Here is a 19,061-nt window from a genome sequence, read left to right as displayed (position 1 = left end):
GGGGACTCAGCTCCTCTCCGAGGTGCCACGGCCCTGGGGGGCCGTGGGAGGCAGCGGGTCGGTACGGGAGACCTGGGTCTCCGGGTAGGCGACATGGCCGGGAGCGACCGGCGGGGCGGGGACCTCGTCGATCCGCTCGGCGTGCTCGATGCGGCAGGCGCACACCTTGTACTCGGGGATCTTGGACCGGGGGTCGAGGGCGTCGATGGTGAGGGCGTTGGCCGCGGTGGGCACCGGCCAGTGGTACGGGATGAACACGGTGTCGGGACGGATCGCCTCGGTGACCAGGGCGGGGAAGACCTCGCTGCCGCGCCGGGTGACGACGCGGACGGGCTCGCCGTTGCGGAAGCCGTGCGAGGGGTGGATCTCGGCCCAGGGGCGCGGGGTCTGCTCGACGAGGGCGCCGAGCCTGCGGGTCTGGTTGCCGGAGAGGAAGTGGGCGACGGTGCGGCCGGTGGTGAGCGACATGGGGTGCTCGTCGTCGTAGGGGTCCATCGGCGGGTGCCATTCGACGACCTGGAGGTGGATCTTCCCGTCGGGGTGGTAGGTCTTCCCGTCCTCGAAGAGGCGGGGGGTGCCGGGGTGATCGGTGGTGGGGCAGGGCCAGGCGATGCCGCCGGTCTCCTCCAGGCGTTCGTAGGTGATGCCGTAGTAGTCGTTGACGGTGCCGGCGGAGGCGACGCGCAGCTCGTCGAAGACCGACCGGGAGTCGGGGAAGTCGAATTTGTCGCCGGCGCCGAGCCGTCGGGCGAGTTCGCACATCGCCCAGGTGTCGGTGCGGACGCCGGGCGGCGGGTCCTGGGCCTTGTTGTGCTTGACGACGCGGGCTTCCGCGTTGGCCATCACCCCTTCGTCCTCGGCCCAGGTGGTGACGGGGAAGACGACGTGGGCGTTGGCCGCGGTCTCGGAGAGGAAGAAGTCGAATTGCGCGTGGAACTCGATGGTGTCGTACCCCTCCTTGACCACCTGGTAGTTGGGCAGGGAGACGAAGGGGTTGTTGCAGATGCCGATCAGGCCGCGGATCTCGCGGCGCTGCATCTGCCAGACCATTTCCATCATGGAGGTCCCGGCGGGCGGGAGCTCGGACTCCTCGATGCCCCAGATCTCGCAGATCTGACGGCGGTGCTCCTCGTTCATGATGGAGCGTCCGCCGGGGAGGAGGTCGGACTTCTGGCCGTGCTCGCGGCCGCCCTGCCCGTTGCCCTGGCCGGTGATGGTGCCGTAGCCGGCGCCGGGTTTGCCGATGTGGCCGGTGGCGGTGCAGAGGTTGATCACGGTGAGACAGTTCTCGACGCCCTGCGAGTGGTGCTCGATGCCTCGGGCGTGCCAGGCCATGGCCTTGGGCGCGCGGGCGAAGGTCCGGGCGACCTGGACGATCTGATCGGCGGGGATCCCGCAGATCGCGGCGGCACGGGAGGGCGGGTATTCGGCGGCCTTGGCCTTGACCTCCTCCCAGCCGGTGGCGTGGGCGGCGAGGTAGTTCTCGTCGGTGAGGCCTTCCTCGATGACGACGTGCAGGACGGAGGTGAAGAAGGCGGAGTCGGTGCCGGGCTTGAGGGCGACGTGGATGTCTGCGGTCCGGGCGATGGCGGTCTCGCGCGGGTCGATGACGATGAGGCTGGCCCCCCGGTCGCGGGCTCCCCAGACGTACTGGGTCATCACGGGGAAGCACTCGCCGACGTTGGAGCCCGCGATGAGCAGGCAGTCGGTGAGCAGGATGTCGGAGAAGGGGTTGCCGGCCCGGTCGATGCCGAAGGCCAGCTTGTTGGCGCCCGCCGCGCTGACCATGCAGAGGCGCCCGTTGTAGTCGACGTGCCGGGTCTTGAGCGCGACCCGGCCGAACTTGCCCACCAGATAGGTCTTCTCGGAGAAAAGGCTGGCACCGCCGAGGAGCCCGAAGGCGTCGTTGCCGTGGGTCTGCTGGATGCGCTTGATCTCGGAGACGGTGAAGTCGAGCGCCTCCTCCCAGGAGACCTCTCGGAACTCCTCGTCGCGGGAGCGGCGCATGAGCGGGGCGGTCAGCCGGTCGGGGTGGTTGACCTGCTGGTAGGCGTTGATGCCCTTGGGGCAGAGCCGCATCCGGTTGATGTCGTGATTGCGGGGTTCGACGCCGAAGACCTTGCCGCCGCGGTCCACGCGCAGATACATCCCGCACTGGACGCCGCAGAAGCAGCAGTGGGTCGGCACGAGCGTCTCGCCGTTCTGATCGGCGTGCCACTGGTCGGCCGGGATGCCGCCCGCGTCCCGGAAGGCTCGGGTGCCGGGAGGAGCGAGGGAGGGGTCCAGGGGGATGAACGTCCGGCGCTCGGCGGCAGCTCGCGGATCCGCGGTCACTTGAAGCCCTTCTTCACATCGGAGAGATAGGCGCTGCCGCGCAGCACCCGCTTGCAGCGCGGGCAGTATTCGGCCCAGGAGTCGAAGTCGAGCCGGAGGTCGCGCATGGTTCCGCGCAGGTTCTCGACGTAGGGGCCGGTGTCGATGGGTTCCTCGCAGCGGCGGCAGGCGAACACCTCGTCGTCCTTGCGGCCGGTGTATTTGAACAGCTGCATGCCGACCGCGGCCGGGCGCTGGACGATGTGGAAGAACTTGCCGAACGGGATGTAGATGAGCGTGAAGACCACCGACACCATGTGCAGGATCGCGAGGAACTGGTAGCCGCCGCCGTGCAGGAAGATCGAGGAGAAGGTGAGCAGCAGCCCCGTGACGGAGATGACGATGAGCGCGATCAGCGGCACCAGGTCGTAGGCGAAGCGCTGGCCGGTGGCGGCGCCGCGGTCCTTCATGCGGCGCCACAGGAAGTACGAGGCGCCGGGGATGACGAGGACGGCGGCGATGTCCAGGCCGTGGAACATCAGCCAGCCGAGCACGTTGAGCGAGTCGAATCCAAGGATCTTGAAGCCCCAGATCCGCATCTCGTAGCCGGGCCCCGATCCGCTGCCGGAGGTGAAGGTGAACCAGCCCCAGGTGAGCGGAAAGGTGATCAGGGCCGCGAGGATGCAGCCCCAGAAGATCAGCTGGTGGGCGGCCCAGCGGGCGTGGGAGCGGGCGCCGAGGAACTTCTGGAAGCCCAGATAGGTGGCGATCATCGTCGGCAGGGCGGTGGGGGCCCTGCGGAAGTTGTCCAGGGAGAAGAGGCTGCGCCAGCCCTGTTTGAAGAGGCGCCGGGCACCCGGAGCGGAGATCCATACGGTGTACCGGTAGGCGACGCCGAAGGCGAGGAAGACCGTGGCCACGGCGTAGGGGAGGAGAGCCGAGTCGAAGTTGCGGAGCATGCGGCTGCCGAGCACGATCGCGAGGATCAGCAGGGCGGAGACGGCCACTCCGGCGAGCGTGGCCCGGGTGGTGACGGACCGGGGGCCGGTAGCGGCGGGAGGCGTGGCCGCGGGGTCGCCGGGGGCGTGGGGCTCGGCTGCTGCGGTGGCTTCTGAGGGCTCGGTCACCCGGCCACCGTAGGACTGTTTGGGTTGATTTAACCCGTTTTAGGGGGTGAGAGGGTGAGAGGGTCGCCCGGACAGTCGCACGGGTCGCCTTGCCGGGGCGGGGTGCCTCGGGCTCACCGCGCCCGGCTCCCGCGCGCGCTCACCGGTACGTTCGTCACACATCGGCTCGCACTCCCCGCGGGCCCCGAGCACGCCCCCCCGGCCCCGAGCCCAACCCCTGCCCCGACCTAGACCTCGACCTCAACCTCGACCGGAGGAACCGCACGATGATCCCCATGGACCCTGCGGACGACCCCGCGGACTCCGTGAACCTCGCGGCCCCCGAGGCCCTCGCGGCCGGAGCCCCTGAGCGAGCGCCCTTGTCGGATGCGCTGACCGATGTGGCCGGGGTGCGCGTCGGCCACGCAGAGGTCGCCGGTGCGGGCGCGTTGAGCGGCACGACCGTCGTCCTGGCGCCCGAGGGCGGGGCCGTGGCCGCCGTGGACGTACGGGGCGGCGGGCCGGGCACGCGGGAGACGGACGCGCTGGACCCGCGCAATCTGGTGCAGCGGGTCGACGCCGTCGTCCTCACGGGCGGCAGCGCGTTCGGGCTCGACGCCGCGTCCGGCGTGATGGCCTGGCTGGAGGAGCAGGGCCGGGGCGTCCGGGTCGGTGCCGGACCGACCCAGGTGGTACCGGTCGTTCCGGCCGCCGCCCTCTTCGATCTCGGCCGGGGCGGCGACTGGCGGGCCCGCCCCGACGCGTCGACCGGCCGCGCGGCGGTGGAGGCCGCGGCTGCCACCGGGCCCGGGGAGCCCGTGGCCGAGGGGTGCGTGGGCGCGGGCGCCGGCGCGGTGGCCGGGCAGCTCAAGGGCGGCATCGGCACGGCGAGCGCCCGCCTCGCCTCCGGGGTCACGGTGGCCGCGCTCGTCGCGGTGAACGCGGCGGGCTCGGTGGTCGACCCCCGGACCGGGGTGCTGTTCGGGGAGTACGGAGCCGGGGACCCGCCGGCCCACCCTCCGGCCGAGGTCCACGCGGCGGCGGAGCGGCGTCTCGCGCGGGAGCGGGAGGCGACGGAGGCGGCCGGAGGCGGGGCCCCGCCGTTCAACACGACGATCGCGGTCGTCGCCACGGACGCGGACCTGACCCGGGCGCAGGCCCAGAAGCTGGCGGGCACCGCACACGACGGGCTGGCCCGCGCGGTGCGCCCCGCCCATCTGCTGACCGACGGGGACACCGTGTTCACGCTGGCCACCGGACAGGTGCGGGTGCCGTCCGGGGAACCGGCCGCCGTCAACGAGATCCTGGCGGCGGGCGCAGACGTCCTGACACGGGCCATCGTGAAGGCCGTGCGCGCGGCCCGGAGCACCGAGGGGCCGGGCGGCAGGCTCCTCTCGTACACGGAGCTGTACGGCGGCTAGCCACGGAGCCGTACGGCGGCTGGCGCCACGGAGCTGCACGCCGGCCGGGGCCACGGAGTTGCGCGGCGGCCGGGGCCGGTCCCAGCGGCAGGTCCAGGGGGCGCGCGGCGTGAGCGAGGGGCGTATGGGCGGCCGACTGGCCGCACAGGCAAGGGAGTTCACCCCAACCGCCCGAAATGCACCGGGAACACGAGGGGAACTTTCTGCGTGCGCCCTACGTTTTTACCAACCCCGGTCACGATGTCGGACCCAGGGACTACGTTAAGCACGCACCAAGTAACACGCGGCGACGGCCTGGAGACACCACCTTGAGCGATCCGTACGAGACAACCGAGCACCACCTCGACCGACTCCTGCGACGCGCCCTCAACTCCTTCGACCTTCCCGACAGCACGGTCGACCGCCTTGGCACCGCGCTCGCCCACAGCAGTTCGCTGCACTCGTCGCACCACAGTTCCGTGCTGCACCGAGAGACCTACCGTCACACGTATCTCCTCGCCGACGGCTCCGCCCTCACCCTGTGGGAGCTGGTGCACAGCGGAGGCCGGGACGTGCGGATACCGCGTCGGCACGAGCTGTACGACGACGAGGGCGACGCCCGCATCGCCGCGTCCCGGCTCGCCGGAAGCCTCTCCGACTCCTCGGCCTTCGGCGACGAGGGGCCGCAGGAGGCCCAGGGCGATCTGGAGATGCTGACGGTCCTGATGTCCGCCCCGCCGGCCCCACTCCCCCGGACGTACGCCCCCGACAATTCCGCGGACCACGCCCGCCGGGTGCTGCGCCGCGCGGAGAACGCCGATCGGCCGGGCGAGCAGAAGGCGCGGCTGCTCCGGTCGGCGTTCGCCCACCACATCACCCAGGTCTTCGGGCGTCAGTGCCACGTCGACGGCCGCTCGGCCGGATTCACGCTCTACGAGCACGCGTTCCTGCTGCTGGACGGCAGCGAGACGAGCCTGTGGGAGGTCGAGCACACGGCGACGCCCGACGGCCGCCACATGTGCGAGGTGTACGAGGACGAGCACACCGCCCGTGCGGCGATGGAGAGCCGCACCCGGATCTGCTGACCCGGACACCACCGTGACCGGCCCGGGCGGATTCGCCGCCGGGCCGGTCACGGTCGCCCAGTCGGCCGGTCGGCCGCAGCAGGCCGGTCACGACGCGGGCCGGTTGCGCCGCCCACGCGATGCCGGTCGCGCCGCCCACACGGATCAGCTCGCTCCGCCCGCCACGTTCGCGTGACCCTCCGCGTGTGCGTCACCCTCCGCCCGGGCGTCACCCTCGACGTGGGCGCGCGGCCGGGCGGGCAGCGCGAACATCACCAGGAAGATCACCGAGAGCACCCCGGCCACCCACCACAGCGACTGCTGGAACGCGTCGACGAACGCCGGGCCGACCTCGTCGGGACCCGGCCGGTCGCCGATCGCCCCGAAGAAGACGACGGACACCAGACCGAGGCCGAGCGCCGTCCCCATCTGCTGCACGGTGTTGATCAGCCCGGACGCCGAACCGGCGTGTTCCCTGGGCACTTCGGAGAGCACGGCGTCGGTCAGCGGAGCCACGATCAGCCCCATCCCCACGCCCATGACCACCAGCGGGACGGCCATCTGCCAGGACGTGATGCCCATGCCGTAATGCTCGCTCTCCCAGAGATAGATCAGCAGCCCGGCGATCATGAGGAGTGCACCGGCCTGGAGAACCTTGCGGCCGAAGCGGGGCACCAGCTTCTGCACGGAGATCCCGGCGGCCACCGAGACGGCGACGGAGAACGGGATGCCCGTCGTGCCGGCGCGCAGCACGCTCCAGCCGAGCCCCATCTGCATGTACATCGTCCAGACCAGGAAGAAGATGCCGAGGCCGACGCCGAAGGTCAGCTGCACGGCGATGCCGGCGGCGAAGCTCTTGACCCGGAACAGGGACAGCTCGATCAGCGGCGAGCCGTCGCTCAGCGCCTTCTGCCGCTGGTAGGCGACCAGCGCCCCGAAGACGAACAGGCTGCCCACCATCGACAGGTGGCCCCAGAGCGGCCAGCCCAGCTCGTGCCCCCGGGTGAGCGGGTAGATGAGCATCAGCATCGCCAGGGTGATCAGGGCGACGCCGGGCAGGTCGAGACGGACCGCCTTCGGAGCCTTCGACTCGGTGATGAACTTCGCGCCGAGAAGCAGTCCGGCGATGCCGACGGGCAGGTTGATCAGGAAGATCGGCCGCCAGCCGAGGCCAAAGAGGTCCCACTCGGTGAGCAGCGCGCCCAGCAGCGGACCGGAGACCGCGCCGAGTCCGACGATCGCGCCGAAGAGCCCGAAGACCTTTCCGCGCTCGTGGGCCGGGAAGGTGGCGTGCACGATCGAGAGGACCTGAGGCACCATCAGGGCCGCCGTCGCGCCCTGGAGGATCCGGGCCGCGACCAGTATCTCGGGGCTGCCCGCGAAACCGCACAGGGCGGAGGCGAGCGTGAATCCGCCGATACCGATGAGGAAGAGCCGCTTGCGCCCGTAGATGTCGCCGAGCCGCCCGCCCGTGATCAGTCCGGCCGCGAACGCGAGGGCGTAGCCGGCGGTGATCCACTGGATCGCGGAGACCGAGGCCCCGGTCTCGCGCTTGATGCTGGGGATCGCGATGTTGACGATCGTGACGTCGACCAGGTCCATGAAGGCGGCGGTCATCACGATGGCCAGCGCGAACCAGCGCCGCCGGTCGGCCGGGGCGGGCGTGGGTGCCACCGGTGCAGGCGGTGCGGGCGGTGTGGGCGGTGCGACGTGCGACGCCATGGGCGACGGGGGTGCGGAAGAAGGCATGGGAAGAACCTACGCATCCATTAGGTCAGATCATGGCCTGATGGTCCGGCATCCTGAAGCCATGTCCGACACCCCCGCACGACTGCTGAAACTGCTGTCGCTCCTCCAGACCCCGCGCGAGTGGCCGGGCGGCGAGCTGGCCGAGCGGCTCGACGTCAGTGCGCGCACGATCCGCCGCGACATCGACCGGCTGCGCGACCTGGGCTATCCGGTCGAGGCCTCACGCGGCTCCGTCGGCGGCTATCGCCTGGTGGCGGGCGCCGCCATGCCGCCCCTCCTGCTGGACGACGAGGAGGCGGTGGCCATCGCCGTGGGCCTGCGGGCAGGGGCGGGGCACGCGATCGAGGGCGTCGACGAGGCCTCCGTACGGGCGCTGGCGAAGCTGGAACAGGTGCTCCCCGCCCGGCTGCGGCACCGGGTCTCCGTACTCCAGAACGCCACGGTGCCGCTGACCCGGGGCGATGGCGCCACCATCGACCCGCGGACCCTGACGACGCTGGCCTCGGCGGCCACCGGTCGGGAACGGCTGAGGTTCGCGTACCGCAGCGGCGACGGCACCCGGACGAAGCGGCAGGTCGAGCCGTACCGGCTGGTGAGCACCGGGCAGCGCTGGTACCTGGTGGCGTACGACCTGGACCGGGAGGACTGGCGTACGTTCCGGGTGGACCGGGTCGGCGAGCCGTACGCGACGGGGGCCCGGTTCGCGCCGAGGCCGCTGCCGGTCGAGGGCGCGGGGAGCGACAGGAAGGACGGGAACGACGCGGGGAGCGAGGACGCGGCGAGGTTCCTGGCCCGGTCGATGCGGCGGATGAAGCCGGAGCTGTGCCTGGATGTGTGGTTCGGGGCGCCGGCGGAGTTCGTCGCGGCGCGGCTGCCCGCGCATCTCGGGGCGCCGGAGCCTGACGGGACGGACGCTTGCCGACTGCGGACCTCGTGCGCCGATTCGCTGGAGTGGGTGGCGCTGCGGTTGGCGTTGGTGGACTGCGAGTTCTCCGCGCAGGGGCCGCCGCAGCTGGTGGAGCACCTGCAGGGCCTCGGTGCCCGGCTGACCCGCGCCGCCCGGAGCCGCCCCCCGGCCGATCCGGAACAGGGGCCGGAACAGGGGTGAGCCCCGACGCCGGGGGGGGTGGGCGCCGGGGCTCAGCTCAGGGACCGGGGAAAACCGGTCGGGTGACCGGAATGACCCGGTCGGTCAGCCGGTGCGAACCGGCTTGATGGGGAGATTACGGGTTATTGGCTCACGCCGCAGCGTCAAAGCCCGTGTCGTGAGCCATTCGCTTCAATTCGAGCAGTGCGTGCTTCTCTATCTGGCGGATCCGCTCCCGCGTGAGGCCGTGCTGCTTGCCCACTTCGGTCAGCGTCCGCTCGCGCCCGTCCTCGATGCCGTACCTCATCTTGATGATCGAGGCGGTCCTGTTGTCGAGCTTGCCGATCAGGTCCTCCAGCTCCTCACTGCGGAGCAGGGTCATCACGGACTGCTCGGGCGAGATGGCGGAGGTGTCCTCCAGCAGGTCGCCGAACTGGGTGTCGCCGTCGTCGTCCACGGACATGTTGAGGCTGACCGGGTCGCGGGCCCAGTCCAGGACGTTGCCGACGCGCTCGGTGTTGGAGTCGAGCTCGGCGGCGATCTCCGCGTGCTCCGGGTCGCGCCCGTGCTCGCGGTTGAACTCGCGCTGGACCCGGCGGATCCGGCCGAGCTCCTCCACCAGGTGGACGGGGAGCCGGATCGTGCGGGACTGGTCGGCGATGGACCGGGTGATGGCCTGCCGGATCCACCAGGTGGCGTACGTGGAGAACTTGAAGCCCTTGGCGTAGTCGAACTTCTCGACCGCGCGCACCAGGCCCGCGTTGCCCTCCTGGATCAGGTCGAGCAGAGGGAGCCCCGCGCGCGGGTAGCGGCGGGCCACGGCGACGACGAGCCGGAGGTTGGAACGGATGAATATGTCCTTGGCGCGCTCGCCCTCGGCGACCAGCGCCTGAAGCTCCTCACGCTTCGCGTCACCGGCTGCGCTCTCCACCTCGCCGTCGAGGATCTGCTGGGCGAAGACGCCCGCCTCGATGGTCTGGGAGAGGTCGACTTCCTTGGCGGCGTCGAGCAGCGGTGTGCGGGCGATCTCGTCCAGGTACATGCCGACCAGGTCGCGATCGGCGATTTCCCCGCCCACGGCGCGAACACTGCCTGCCCGGCCGGACCCACCGGAAGTGGTGGACGTACGACGGGCGACGGCACGGGTTGCCATGCGTGCTCCCTTGCTGAGTAGGTCGCGACACCCTTTCGAGGTGCCCTGCATCCGATGGAAACAACGACTGGAATCCGGACAGAATTCCCATGCCGCACATTCGCTTTCGCGATCATGCAGTACCCTGTCCGGCGCCGACTGCTGGATTCCGCTTCTGGATTCCGCCGGACGCGCAGGTCAGAGCCGGTGGCGGGGCCGAACCTGCCCCGTCGCGGCTCTCTGGCCGGATACCCGGAATCGGCCCGTGCATGAGACCGCACTCACACGCACGCCCCACTTACCCTCGCCCGGCCGCCGCCCGGCGCCCGGAGAGCCGTGCTCCCACCCCGAAGGACGGATCGGACGGCGTCCGGGTTGCTCAGGGCGCCCGCGGCGCGCCTACGGCCACTCGGGGCCGCGCCGGACCGGAAGGGCCCGCGCGCTTCCGTCCCGGACCGGGGAGGCCCGCGCGCCTCCGTCCCGGACCGGGGAGGCCCTCCGTCCCGGACCGGGGACGTAGGACCGCCGACCGATCCAACCGGTGACCGCGGTCCGGAGTACCTGGGTCTCCGGTCCGAGGCAGGCCGGGACCGCAGCCCGATCCGCTGGGGCCCGCACGTGCCTAGCGTGCTCGGCATGGACGACACCACGGGCACCCTCGACGAGGCGCTGGAGCGCATCCATGTCTCGGGGCCGGAGCGCGACGGCTGGCTCAGCAATCACGCGCCGATGGCCGTGGAGGCCCTCGTGCGGCACGGCCAGGCGTCGGCCGTGCACCGCTGGCTGGACCGCTACGGCCCGAAGCTGGAGGAGATGCCGGACACGGGTTCCCCGGTGACCGCGCGGAACTGGCACGAGGCGCTGGGCGACCCGCGCCGCATCGCCGACTGGACGGCGTACTTCGAGCGGGAGACGGCCGACATCCCCTGGCGCGACGTGCTCACCGAGTGGTGGCCGCGACTGCTGCCGGGCATCGCCGCGGGCGCCACGCATCCGGCGATCCGGGTGGGCCATTCCGTACGGACCCTGCTGGCGGGCGAGGAGAGCGCCCCGCGCGTCCGGGAGCTGGCCCACGCCCTCGGCTACTGGGCCGCCCGCCACCAGCCCCTGCCCGCCCTGACGCCGCTCGGCCCGGCCCCGAGTGCGGCGGCGGCACTAAACCGGGTCCCGCTGGTGCCCGAGCGGAACGGCGGCGTCCAGGACCGGTTCGCGCAGCTGACCGGGTTCCCGGACTGGCCGCCGCCGGAGCAGGGCACCGGCCCGGAGCCCGGGCCCGCCGGCCCTGAGGCGGCCCGGGCCGCGCTCCGGGAGCTGGTACGGGCCTCGACGCACCGGTACGCGACCCACGCGCACGGCGATCCGATCATGCTGGTCCACGCGGCGACCGCGCCCAACGCGGTCCTGCGCACCCTGCCCGCCCTGCCCGGCGAGCTGTGGGCGCCGAGTCTGCGGGCCGCCTGGGCGGCGAGCGCGGCGGTCACCGCCGCCTACGCGCCCCGTGAGGCGGCCCCGGTTCCGGCACCGGCGTACGGCGCCACGGACGCCGGGGAGCTGTTCGCCCGGGCGGCGGCGCACGGCGACGACCACACCATCAAGTTCACCGACACGGCACTGGACGTGGGCGACGCCCTCGCGTTCTCCGCCGCCCGGCGCGCGATCGAGCTGAACCCTCCGGTCTTCTAAAGCCTTCCGGAGTGGCCGGAGTGGCCCCGGAGCGGCCGATCCTCTCAGCCGAACTGCACCGAGCGCTTCGCCAGCCCCATCCAGAAGCCGTCGATGACGCTCCGCCCCCGGCCCAGATCGTCCTCGGCCGCGCCCAGCGTCACGAAGAGCGGCGCGAAGTGCTCGGTGCGCGGGTGGGCCAGCTTCCCTGCCGGGGACGTGTGCTCGAAGTCGATCAGCGCGTCGATGTCCTGGGCCCGCAGCGCGCGGTCGCCCCAGTCGTCGAACTCCGCCGACCAGCCGGGAACGCCACCGCCCGGGTGGCGCAGAGCGGCCAGGTTGTGGGTGAAGAAGCCGCTGCCGACGATGAGCACGCCCTCGTCGCGCAGGGGGGCGAGTTTGCGTCCGACGTCCATCAGCTTCTGCGGGTCGAGGGTCGGCAGGGAGATCTGGAGTACGGGGACGTCGGCGTCCGGGAACATCTCCACCAGCGGTACGTACGCCCCGTGGTCGAGGCCGCGGTCCGGGATGTCCTGGACCGGCGTACCGGCACCGCGCAGCAGCTTGCGGACGCTGTCGGCGAGCTCGGGCGCGCCCGGGGCTCCGTAACGCACCCCGTAATAGTGCTCGGGAAAGCCCCAGAAGTCGTACACGAGCGGCACGGTCCCGGTGGCGCCCAGCGCGAGCGGGGCCTCCTCCCAGTGGGCGGAGACCATCAGGATCGCGCGGGGCCGGGGCAGCCCGGCGGACCAGGCGGCGAGCTCGCCGGGCCAGACGGGATCATCGGCCAGCGGCGGTGCGCCGTGCGAGAGGTAGAGGGCGGGCATCCGCTCCGCGGTGGCTGTCATGGCACTCCCATCCACTGGACACGGTCCCAGGGCGACGGGTGCCGCGTTGGGCGCACGGGCACTGGATCCGGTCACGAACTCGTCCGAGCAGGAGTTCCCCGAGGTCATCCGGGAGATTGTTGTTCAGGGGCCCTGCGAAACTCCTCGGATCCCCTGCGGGGATCTCTCGGGGCAGGCTTCTTGAAACTTCAAGTTCCTACCTCCTGAGACCTTAGCCCTATCTAGTTAAACTTTCAAGAAAAGGTCGTACAGTGGAGTACATGACCACGGCATCCACCAGCGCGACGCGCTGGCTCACCGACGAGGAGCAGCACGCCTGGCGCGCTTATCTGCATGCCACCACGCTGCTGGAGGATCACCTCGATCGCCAGTTGCAGCGCGATGCCGGCATGCCGCACATCTATTACGGGCTGCTCGTTCAGCTCTCGCAGGCCCCCCGCAGCCGGATGCGGATGACGGAGCTGGCCCGGAACGCGAAGATCACCCGTTCCCGGCTCTCGCACGCCATCGCCCGGCTGGAGAAGAACGGCTGGGTGCGCCGCGAGGACTGCCCCTCCGACAAGCGCGGCCAGAACGCGGTGCTCACCGACGACGGCCACGAGATGCTCCGCCGCTCGGCGCCGGGCCACGTCGAGGCCGTACGGCAGGCGATGTTCGACCGGCTCACGCCCGAGCAGGTGAGCAGCCTCGGGGAGATCATGCGGGTGCTCGCGACCGGTCTGGAGCCGGAGGGCACGGACGCGGATCTGCCCTGGCTCCGCTGAGCGATCGCTGAGCGGAACCAGGGCAGAGGGCGAGCGGGGGCGGGCCGTCGTCAGTGGGCGACGACAGGAATCCTGAACTCCTCCTCGGCGCCCGCGTCGGACGCGCCGTCCGTCACACCGGAACCCGTTCCCGGGCGCCCCGTGTTGATGAGGGCGATCGCGATGACGGCGGCGGCGACGAGGATGCCGACCGCCCACCAGATCGCGGCGGCGAAACCACTGACCATGGCCTGGAGCTGCAGGAGCTGCGGGTCCGTGGCGCGGGCCGCGTGATCGGCGACGTACGCGGTGGTGGCGCTCGCGGCGATGGTGTTCAGCAGGGCGGTGCCGATGGCGCCGCCGACCTGCTGCGAGGTGTTGACCATCGCGGAGGCCACTCCCGCGTCACGCGGCTCGATGCCATGCGTGGCCAGGGACATCGCCGGCATGAACGCCGTGCCCATGCCGAGGCCGAGCAGCAGCATGCCGGGCAGGATGACGGCCGCGTAGCTGGTGTTCAGGTCCAGCTGGGTCAGGAGCAGCATGCCGACCGCGGCGACCAGGAAGCCGGGGCCCATCAGCAGGCGCGGCGGGACCCGGGTCATCAGACGGGTGCCGATCTGGGTGGAGCCGGTGATCATGCCGACGATCATGGGCATGAACGCGAAGCCGGTCCTGACCGGGGAGTAGCCCTTCACGACCTGGAGGTAGTAGGTCAGGAAGAGGAACAGCCCGAACATCGCGATGATGGCGAGCCCCAGCGAGAGGTAGACCCCGCCCCGGTTGCGCTCGGTGAGGACGCGCAGCGGCAGCAGCGGAGACTTCACGCGCGCCTCGGTCACGACGAAGGCGATCAGCAGCACGACGGCGGCGACGAACATGGAGACGGTCACCGCGTCCGACCAGCCGGCGGACTCGGCGCGGGTGAAGCCGTACACCAGGGCGACGAGGCCGAGCGTGGAGAGCACCACGCCGGGGATGTCCAGCGGTGCGCGATTGCGGGTGCCGGACGGCTCACGGATCACGAAGTAGGCGCCCGCGGCGGCGACGATGGCGAACGGGATGTTGACGAAGAACGTCCAGCGCCAGTTCAGGTACTCGGTGAGGAAGCCGCCGAGGATCAGCCCGACAGCGCCACCGCCACCGGCGATGGCCCCGTAGATGCCGAACGCCTTGGCGCGCTCCTTGGCATCGGTGAACATCACGGCGAGCAGGGAAAGGGCAGCCGGGGCGAGCAGGGCGCCGAAGACACCCTGGAGGGCCCGGGAGCCGAACATCATCGCCTCGTTCTGGGCCGCCCCGCCGAGCGCGGAGGCCAGCGCGAAGCCGATCAGACCGACGACGAAGGTGCGCTTGCGACCCCAGAGGTCGGAGATCCTGCCGCCGAAGAGGAGGAGCCCGCCGAAGGCGAGGGCGTAGGCGGTGATGACCCACTGCTTGTTGCCGTCGGATATGCCGAGGTCGGTCTGGGCGGAGGGCAGCGCGATGTTCACGATGGTCGCGTCGAGGACGACCATCAGCTGGGCGAGCGCGATGAAGGCCAGGGCTTTCCAGCGACTCGGATCGGGAAGGGCGGTGTCAGCCGTTTTTGACATGGGTGTAGCCACCTAAGGACGTGCGAGGACGCGGAGGCGTCGTGAAGTGGGCGTCGGCGGTACGTACTGGTGTACGCGGCGACGTGATGACGTAGGACGTGACGGCGTGGGCCGTGGGCGCGGCGGCCCACGGGGAGCGTCGCCGATGCCGGAGAAGCGTCGGGTGGCCGGGAACACGCCCGCGGGGGTTACCGGTGGAGGTGGTGCAGGGCCGGAAGGTTCAGGTGGGCGCGGACCTCAGGAGCGCCGCAGGTCCTCCAAGGTCGCCGCCGATCCGGGCAGTTCGGAGCGGGCCGGGGTCTCCAGTCCGTCCAGGAACAACTGCAGGTGACGGTGGGTGAACCGGTCGATGCCCTGGCAGGCGATGCCGGGGAGCGGCCGGGTGAGCTGGGAGAGGGCGACGAGTACGTCACCGACGGCGATGTCGGTACGCAGCCGCCCCGCGGACATGGCGCGCGCCACGAGCCCCTCGACGGCCTCTTCGAGGCGCCGGCGCTCGGCGAGCAGTTCGGGATGGTCCTTGTCGAAGACGCCGGAGAGCATCGGGCACAGGGCGCCGATCCGTTCGTCGGCGGCCGCGTGCACGAAGCGGCTGAGCGCGGCGAACGGGTCGGACTCCGCGGCGGCGGCCTCTTCGGCCCGGAGGGTGGTGCGGGAGGTGACCGCGAGGACGACCTCGTGGGTGAGGGCGGCGCGGTCGGGGAAGTTCCGGTAGAGCGTGGCGTTGCCGACGCCCGCTCGCCGTGCGACGTCGTCCAGTGCCACGTCCGGCCCGAACTCGACGAACAGCTCGCGTGCTGCCGCGACGATCCGCTCACGGTTGCGCAGCGCGTCGGCACGCGGGCGGGGCGCCCGGCACGGTGCCGCGGGTGCGGTGCCGGCGACGGCTGCCGGTACGGTGCCCTTCGCGGTGGCCCCGGTGGCCCTGGTGGTCCCTGCGATGGCCTCCACGACGACGCCCCTCCCCTTCTTCTTGCCTCTGTGTAGCCGGTCGACCCCCATCAGCAACCGGGGATCGTTTCCCCGTTTAGTGGGGACACGTATGCAAACGGGGAGAGGATCCCCGCTTATTTCCCACCCCCATGTGACCTGAGTCACATCACCTCAGGGAGAAAACCCTCCGATCGGCGCACCCAGCGAGCGGCCCCGGACCACCCGGCACAGGCTGATCGCCAGAGCGCAGTCAGGGGTCGGCCGACTGCCGCGGACCCCGAAGGCGCCTCCATGCAGCAGCCCCGCCGCCGGATACGCAGACACCGCCGCCCGATCGCCCTGGCCGGAGCGACCGCGCTGGTCATAGCGGCCGTGGCCTCGGCGAGCACCACCCTCCCGACCGCCGGACGCGCCTCGGCGGGCCCGGCGGCCACCGGCCAGGACTCCGCGCTCGCCGCGTGCCGAATCTCCGCCACCATGGGCGTGCAGATGTCCGAGGGCCTGCCGACCCCGCCCGGCTACGCCCGGTCGACCGGCGAGATCAAGGCGCTCAACCTGATGATCGACTTCCCGGACGCGGAGGGGACGGATCCCGCGACGGACCGGTACGGGGAGTTCTTCCCGCAGACGTCCGAGTGGTTCAGGGCCAGCTCCTACGGCCGGCTCGTCTACCGGCCCGAGGCCCCCGTCAAGGACTGGCTGCGGATGCCGATGCCCTTCACGGAGTACGGGATAGAGCGCGGCTCACCCTTCGAGCCGGGCTACCGCCAACTGGTGAAGGACATCGTCGCGGCCGCCGACCCCAGGGTCGACTTCTCCGCGTACGACCTGGTCAACGTCCTGGTCAGCCCGAACGCCGGCCCCTCCGCACTGGACACCGTGCTCTCGGTGACCTTCTCCGGCAACGACGAGGCCCCGACCGCGGACGGCGTCCCGCTCGCCAACACGTCGTTCGTCTACAGCCGCCAGGACGACGGATCGGGGTCGTACGCCGAGACCGGCTACCGCGTCCTGCCGCACGAGAACGGCCATGTCTTCGGGCTGCCCGACCTCTACACGATGGAGGGCGGCGGCTCGGTCGGGCACTGGGACATCATGTCCGAGGACTGGGGCGCCAACAACGACTTCCTGGCCTGGCACAAGTGGAAGCTCGGCTGGCTCGACAACGAGCAGATCAGCTGCGCGTCGCAGGCCGGCATGAGCGAGCACACCCTCGGCCCGCTGGCCACCGAGGGCGGCACCAAGCTCGCCTTCGTCCCGCTGAGCGCCCAGTCCGGCTACGCCGTGGAGGTCCGTACGGCCGCGGGCAACGACGAGGCGGTCTGCCGGCCCGGGGTGCTGATCTACAAGGTCAGCTCCGACGTGGACACCGGCCAGGGCCCGGTCTCCGTCGCCGACGCCACCGAGGACAGCGGCGGCTGCACCCGGCGCCCCAACGTGCACGCGGAACTGTCCGACGCCCCGTTCCGCCCCGGCCAGACCTTCACCGACCGGGCCAACGGCGTACGGATATCCGTGCTGGACGAGGACGGCAATGGCAACTACCGGGTGCGGGTCACGCGCCCGTGAGCGGCCCGGCGTCCGCGGCGCACCCCGGACCGCACGCTGCGGCGCCCTCCCCGGTGCCCTGCTCGGCACCCTCCCCGGCGCCCTCCGCGAAGGCGCGGAGGAGGTGCTTGAGGAGCTTCCCGGTGGCGTTGCGCGGAAGCTCCTCGTCGGTGAACAGCACCCGGGCGGGCACCTTGAAGGCGGCGAGCCTCGCGCCGACGTGCTCGCGCAGGCCCCCGGCGGTGACTTTGGCCCCGGGGCGCGGCCGGACGACGGCCGCCACCTCCTCGCCCAGCACCGGGTGCGGGATGCCGAGGACGGCGGCGTCGGCCACGTCGGGGTGGTCGTGCAGGACGCCCTCGACCTCGACGCAGTACACGTTCTCGCCGCCCCGGATCACCACGTCCTTGAGCCGGTCGACGATGGAGACCCGCCCCTCATGGCCTACGGCGAGGTCCCCCGTACGGAACCAGCCGCCGCCGCCGAAGGCCTCCTCGGTCGCCGCCGCGTCGCGCCAGTAGCCGCGGAACAACGACTGGCCGCGCAGCCACAGCTCCCCCGCCTCCCCGTCGGGCAGCGCCTCGCCCGACGGCCCGGCGACCCTCACCTCGGTGACCGGGGTGGGCCGTCCCGCGCCGCCCGGCTCCGCCCGGTACTCGTCCCCGAACTGCGCGAGGACCCCGCCGCTGGTCTCGGTGAGGCCGTAGCCGTTGCGGGGCTCGACGCGTTCGCCGTACCGGGCGGTGAGGCGGGCGACCAGGACGGGCGGGGCGGGGGCTCCCCCGGTGCTGAACAGCGTGAGGCCCTCCAGCCCGTCCCCGCTCCGCTCCGCGGCCTCCAGCAGCTGGAGCCCGGTGGTGGGGACCCCGGCGAAGTGCGTGACGCGGTGCGCCCGGATCAGCCGCAGCGCCTCGTCCGCGTCCCACTTGTGCATCAGGACGAGGGTGCCGCCGGCCGCCATCGCACCGTAGAAGCCGGTGAACGCGGCGACGTGGAAGAACGGGAACGTCATCAGCGATACGGGGGCGGGCCCCTGCCCCGGGATGACGCCGCGCGCCAGCGCGGAGGCCGCCGCGAAGTAGCGGGGGTTGAGCGCGGCCCCGGCCTGGGCGAGATGGGTGGCCACCGCACCCTTGGGGCGGCCGGTGGTGCCGGAGGTGTAGAGGATCGTGGCGTCGTCCTCGGGCCGGGGTTCCACGTCGGGCGGCGCGGCCAACGGGTCGGGCGCGGGGAACTCCTCGTACCCCTCGACGCGGAGGCCCGCCGCGGCCTGCCGGCCCGCGCCCTCGGAGCCGTGGAAGAGAACGACGCGCGCCCCGGTCCGCCGGGCCCAGCCGGAGACCCGCCCCAGCCGCTCCCCGTCCACGAGGAGCACCCCGGGCTCGCAGTCCTCCAGGGCGTGGACGAACTCGTCCTCGGTCCACCAGGCGTTGAGCGGTACGGCGACGAGACCGGCCAACTGGGCGGCCCAGAAGGCGATCTGCCACTCGGGATGGTTCCGCATCGCGATCACGGCCCGGTCGCCGGAGCGGAGGCCGTACCGCTCCCGCAGGCGTACGGCGAGGGCGGAGGCGGCGGCGAAGAACTCGGCGTAGGAGTAACGCTGCTCGCCGGCGATGAGGAACGGCGTGTCCCGGTAGGCCCAGGTGGTCTCCACGAACTCCCTCAGTGTGCGCGGCCCGTCGGCGTACTCCGGCGTCCCCCGCTCGCCGACGACCACGGCGAAGGGTGCGCCGGGCCCGGTGAGGGAGGCCTCGATGCGCGCGGCACGCCGGGCGCGTTCCGCTCGGGCTGCGGCGTCTTCGGACGCCGGGGGCGGGGACGGGTGGGTGTGCGGCACGGACGGCCTCTCTCGCGCTGACGCTGGCTGCTACGCGAGAC

The 19,061-nt window shown here is 71.8% G+C and carries 14 protein-coding genes; 6 read left to right on the top strand and 8 right to left on the bottom strand.

Annotation, left to right across the window (positions count from 1 at the left end; all coding sequences use genetic code 11):
* Positions 1-6: 6 nt before the first annotated feature.
* Positions 7-2,334 (bottom strand): molybdopterin oxidoreductase family protein, encoded by a 2,328-nt coding sequence (locus tag ACIRJT_RS12300; RefSeq protein ID WP_403907787.1) that lies wholly within the window; start codon positions 2,332-2,334, stop codon positions 7-9.
* On the bottom strand, positions 2,331-3,440 hold the full coding sequence (locus tag ACIRJT_RS12295; protein ID WP_403907785.1) for an MFS transporter: 1,110 nt from the start codon (positions 3,438-3,440) through the stop codon (positions 2,331-2,333). Before ACIRJT_RS12295 ends, ACIRJT_RS12300 begins: the two co-directional genes overlap by 4 nt.
* Before the next feature lie 266 nt (positions 3,441-3,706).
* On the opposite strand from ACIRJT_RS12295, the gene ACIRJT_RS12290 reads away from it, so the two are divergent.
* Positions 3,707-4,840, top strand: a complete 1,134-nt coding sequence (locus ACIRJT_RS12290; protein ID WP_403907783.1) for a P1 family peptidase — start codon at positions 3,707-3,709, stop codon at positions 4,838-4,840.
* A 308-nt stretch (positions 4,841-5,148) separates the two neighbouring features.
* The gene (locus tag ACIRJT_RS12285; protein ID WP_403907781.1) at positions 5,149-5,904 is read left to right on the top strand and encodes a DUF6227 family protein; all 756 of its coding nucleotides are present in this window, start codon (positions 5,149-5,151) and stop codon (positions 5,902-5,904) included.
* A 144-nt stretch (positions 5,905-6,048) separates the two neighbouring features.
* Here ACIRJT_RS12285 and ACIRJT_RS12280 read toward each other — a convergent pair whose 3' ends face one another.
* Positions 6,049-7,605, bottom strand: a complete 1,557-nt coding sequence (locus ACIRJT_RS12280; RefSeq protein ID WP_403908239.1) for an MFS transporter — start codon at positions 7,603-7,605, stop codon at positions 6,049-6,051.
* Positions 7,606-7,693: 88 nt separating this feature from the next.
* Between ACIRJT_RS12280 and ACIRJT_RS12275 the strand changes: the two genes are divergently transcribed.
* On the top strand, positions 7,694-8,740 hold the full coding sequence (locus tag ACIRJT_RS12275; protein ID WP_403907779.1) for a helix-turn-helix transcriptional regulator: 1,047 nt from the start codon (positions 7,694-7,696) through the stop codon (positions 8,738-8,740).
* Between the two features lie 130 nt (positions 8,741-8,870).
* Here the strand turns inward: ACIRJT_RS12275 and ACIRJT_RS12270 are convergent, their stop codons facing one another.
* Positions 8,871-9,872, bottom strand: a complete 1,002-nt coding sequence (locus ACIRJT_RS12270; RefSeq protein WP_403907777.1) for an RNA polymerase sigma factor RpoD/SigA — start codon at positions 9,870-9,872, stop codon at positions 8,871-8,873.
* 615 nt (positions 9,873-10,487) lie between these two features.
* Here ACIRJT_RS12270 and ACIRJT_RS12265 point away from each other — a divergent pair.
* Positions 10,488-11,534 (top strand): questin oxidase family protein, encoded by a 1,047-nt coding sequence (locus tag ACIRJT_RS12265; protein ID WP_403907775.1) that lies wholly within the window; start codon positions 10,488-10,490, stop codon positions 11,532-11,534.
* Positions 11,535-11,578: 44 nt separating this feature from the next.
* Here ACIRJT_RS12265 and ACIRJT_RS12260 read toward each other — a convergent pair whose 3' ends face one another.
* Positions 11,579-12,361, bottom strand: coding sequence for a dioxygenase (locus ACIRJT_RS12260; RefSeq protein ID WP_403907773.1), 783 nt, complete (start codon positions 12,359-12,361; stop codon positions 11,579-11,581).
* 251 nt (positions 12,362-12,612) lie between these two features.
* On the opposite strand from ACIRJT_RS12260, the gene ACIRJT_RS12255 reads away from it, so the two are divergent.
* Complete coding sequence (locus ACIRJT_RS12255; RefSeq protein WP_403907771.1) at positions 12,613-13,125, top strand: MarR family winged helix-turn-helix transcriptional regulator; 513 nt, start codon at positions 12,613-12,615, stop codon at positions 13,123-13,125.
* Positions 13,126-13,175: 50 nt separating this feature from the next.
* Here the strand turns inward: ACIRJT_RS12255 and ACIRJT_RS12250 are convergent, their stop codons facing one another.
* Both ACIRJT_RS12250 and ACIRJT_RS12245 read right to left on the bottom strand, forming a co-directional pair.
* Positions 13,176-14,699: an MFS transporter gene (locus tag ACIRJT_RS12250; protein WP_403907769.1), complete on the bottom strand. Its 1,524-nt coding sequence runs from the start codon at positions 14,697-14,699 to the stop codon at positions 13,176-13,178.
* A gap of 237 nt (positions 14,700-14,936) precedes the next feature.
* Positions 14,937-15,650, bottom strand: a complete 714-nt coding sequence (locus ACIRJT_RS12245; protein WP_403907767.1) for a TetR/AcrR family transcriptional regulator — start codon at positions 15,648-15,650, stop codon at positions 14,937-14,939.
* 273 nt (positions 15,651-15,923) lie between these two features.
* Between ACIRJT_RS12245 and ACIRJT_RS12240 the strand changes: the two genes are divergently transcribed.
* Positions 15,924-17,201, top strand: coding sequence for a M6 family metalloprotease domain-containing protein (locus ACIRJT_RS12240; RefSeq protein ID WP_403907765.1), 1,278 nt, complete (start codon positions 15,924-15,926; stop codon positions 17,199-17,201).
* On the opposite strand, the gene ACIRJT_RS12235 is transcribed toward ACIRJT_RS12240, so the two are convergent.
* Entirely contained in the window at positions 17,188-19,020 is a 1,833-nt protein-coding gene (locus ACIRJT_RS12235) for a class I adenylate-forming enzyme family protein (RefSeq protein ID WP_403907763.1), read from the bottom strand. The two genes, ACIRJT_RS12240 and ACIRJT_RS12235, sit on opposite strands and share 14 nt — an antisense overlap.
* Between the last annotated feature and the right edge of the window lie 41 nt (positions 19,021-19,061).

This window comes from Streptomyces sp. NPDC102283 (genome assembly GCF_044766265.1).
Lineage (GTDB): Bacteria > Actinomycetota > Actinomycetes > Streptomycetales > Streptomycetaceae > Streptomyces.
Note: the sequence above shows the minus strand (reverse complement) of the source record. Positions and strands in the feature narration are given on the sequence as shown.